Source organism: Streptomyces tricolor (genome assembly GCF_002155905.1).
In the GTDB taxonomy this organism is placed as follows: Bacteria; Actinomycetota; Actinomycetes; order Streptomycetales; family Streptomycetaceae; genus Streptomyces; species Streptomyces tricolor.
On the sequence record NZ_MUMF01000555.1, the window covers coordinates 1 to 2,336 of the forward strand.

1 protein-coding gene is annotated in these 2,336 nt (G+C 77.2%); it reads right to left on the reverse strand.

The genetic code is table 11. From position 1 onward, the window contains the following. The coding region (locus CCN44_RS33350; RefSeq protein ID WP_143650121.1) for a non-ribosomal peptide synthetase at nt 1-2,336 on the reverse strand (2,336 nt) is incomplete at both ends.

Sequence of the window (2,336 nt, forward strand, 5' to 3'; positions counted from 1 at the left end):
CAGCACCCGCCAGGACACGCTGTCGACCGCCAGGTGGTGGGCGGTCAGGAACAGTTGCGGGCGCTGTCCGCCGGTGAGCAGGGCGGCGCGGAACAACGCGCCGGTGGCCGGGTCCAGGGCCGCGCGGGCGGCCTCGGCGGCCTCGTCGGGTGCGGTGCCGGGGCCGTGGCGGGTGAGCAGTCCGGTGGCCGGGCCGGTGCCGGGGTGCTGCCGCCAGGTGCCGGCGGTGCGGGTGAAGCGGGTGCGCAGTGCCGGATGCCGGGCCACCAGGGCCTCCAGCGCCCGTTCCAGCGCCCGCTCGTCGAGGTCGTGCGGCAGGTCGAGCAGCATCGACATGCTGAAGTGCCGCAGCGGGCCGTGTGTGGCGAGGAACCACTCCTGCACCGGGGTGAGCGGGGCGGGCCCGTCCTCGTGCGGGCGCCGGGGCGCGGCCGGCGCGGTGGTGCGGTGGGCCGCGGCGGCGGCCAGGTCGGCGACCGTCTGGTGCCGGAAGACGTCCTGGGAGCCGATCCGCAGACCGGCGGCGCGGGCCCGGGAGACGGCCTGGATGCTCAGGATCGAGTCGCCGCCCAGCTCGAAGAAGTTGTCCGTGACGCCCACCCGGTCCACGCCGAGCACCTCGGCCCAGATGGCGGCGAGCGTCTCCTCCTCGGGGGTGCGCGGGGCCGTGAACTCCCGCTCCCGCGCGGGGCTCTCGGGCGCGGGCAGGGCGCGGCGGTCCAGTTTGCCGCTGCTGGTCAGCGGGAGCGCGGCCAGCGGGGTGAAGGAGGCGGGCACCCAGGCGTCCGGCAGGGTGCGGCGCAGGGCCGCGCGCAGCTCGGCGGGGTCGGGCCGGGCCGCGCCGGGCGCGGGGACGACATAGGCGGCGAGGCGGGTGTGGCCGTGTGCGTCGGGTACGGCGACGACCGCGGCGGCGGTGAGGCCGGGCTGGTCGAGCAGGGCGGCCTCGATCTCGCCGGGTTCGATGCGGTGGCCGCGCACCTTGACCTGGTCGTCGGCGCGGCCGAGGTAGTCGAGGCGGCCGTCGGAGGTCCAGCGGGCCAGGTCGCCGGTGCGGTACATGCGGGTGCCGGGCGGCCCGTAGGGGTCGGCGAGGAAGCGGGCGGCGGTCAGGCCGGGGCGGCCGGTGTAGCCGCGGGCCAGCTGGGCGCCCGCGAGGTACAGCTCGCCGCCGACGCCGGGCGGCACCGGCTGGAGCCGGTCGTCCAGCACATAGGCCCGCACGCCCGGCAGGGGGCGGCCCACCAGCGGGCGGTCGCCGCCGTCGATACGGCAGGACAGCGCGTCGACCGAGCACTCGGTGGGGCCGTAGAAGTTGTGGGCGGTCACCTCGGGGTGGGCGGCCAGTTCGCGCCAGAGCGCGGGCCCGACCGCCTCGCCGCCGAGCATGAGCACCCGGGGGCGGTGCCGGGGGTCGGTGAGCAGTCCGGCAGGCAGCAGTTGCCGCAGGTAGGAGGGGGTGACGTCGAGGAAGTCGACGCGGTGCGCGACGACGTACTCCACCAGGGCGGCCGGGTCCATCCGGGTCGTCTCGTCGACCAGGTGCAGCGGGTGGCCGTCGGCCATCAGGAGCACGCCTTCAAGGGAGGTGTCGAAGGAGAAGGACGCGGTGAGCGCGACGCGCAGCGGGCCGCCGCCCGCCTCGGCGACGAACCCGGCCCGGTGCGCGGCCAGCAGGTGCGCCGCCGCACGGTGGGACACGGCGACGCCCTTGGGGCGGCCGGTGGAGCCGGAGGTGTGGATGACGTACGCGGTGTGCTCGGGGTGCAGCGGGGCGCGCCGGTCGGCGTCGGTGGGGTCGGTGTCCGGGGCGGTCGCGGGTACGGCGCGCAGGGCGGCCTCGTCCAGGACGAGGGCCGGGCGGGCGTCGTCCAGCAGGTACCGGACGCGTTCGGCGGGCAGGGCCGGGTCCAGTGGCAGGTAGCCGGCGCCGGACTTCCAGACGGCGAGGATCGCGACGATCATGTCCGCCGTGCGCGGGAGCCGCAGCGCCACCAGCCGCTCGGGGCCGGCGCCGAGCGCGATGAGGTGGTGGGCGAGCCGGTTGGCGCGGGCGTTGAGCGTGGCGTAGTCCAGCCGTTCGCCGCCCGCGACGAGAGCGAGGGCGTCGGGCGTGCGGGCCGCGCGGCGCTCGAAGATCTCCGGGTACACGCAGTCGTCCTCGGGGAGCCGCGGCCCGGCGCTCCAGTCGTGGACGACACGCCGTATCTCGTCGCCGGACAGCAGGGGCAGGCTGCCCAGCGGGCGGTCCGGGGCGTCGACGGCGCCCTCCAGCAGGCGCAGCAGCTGTCCGGCCAGCCGCTCGGCCGTGGCGGGGTCGAACAGGTCGGTGCGGT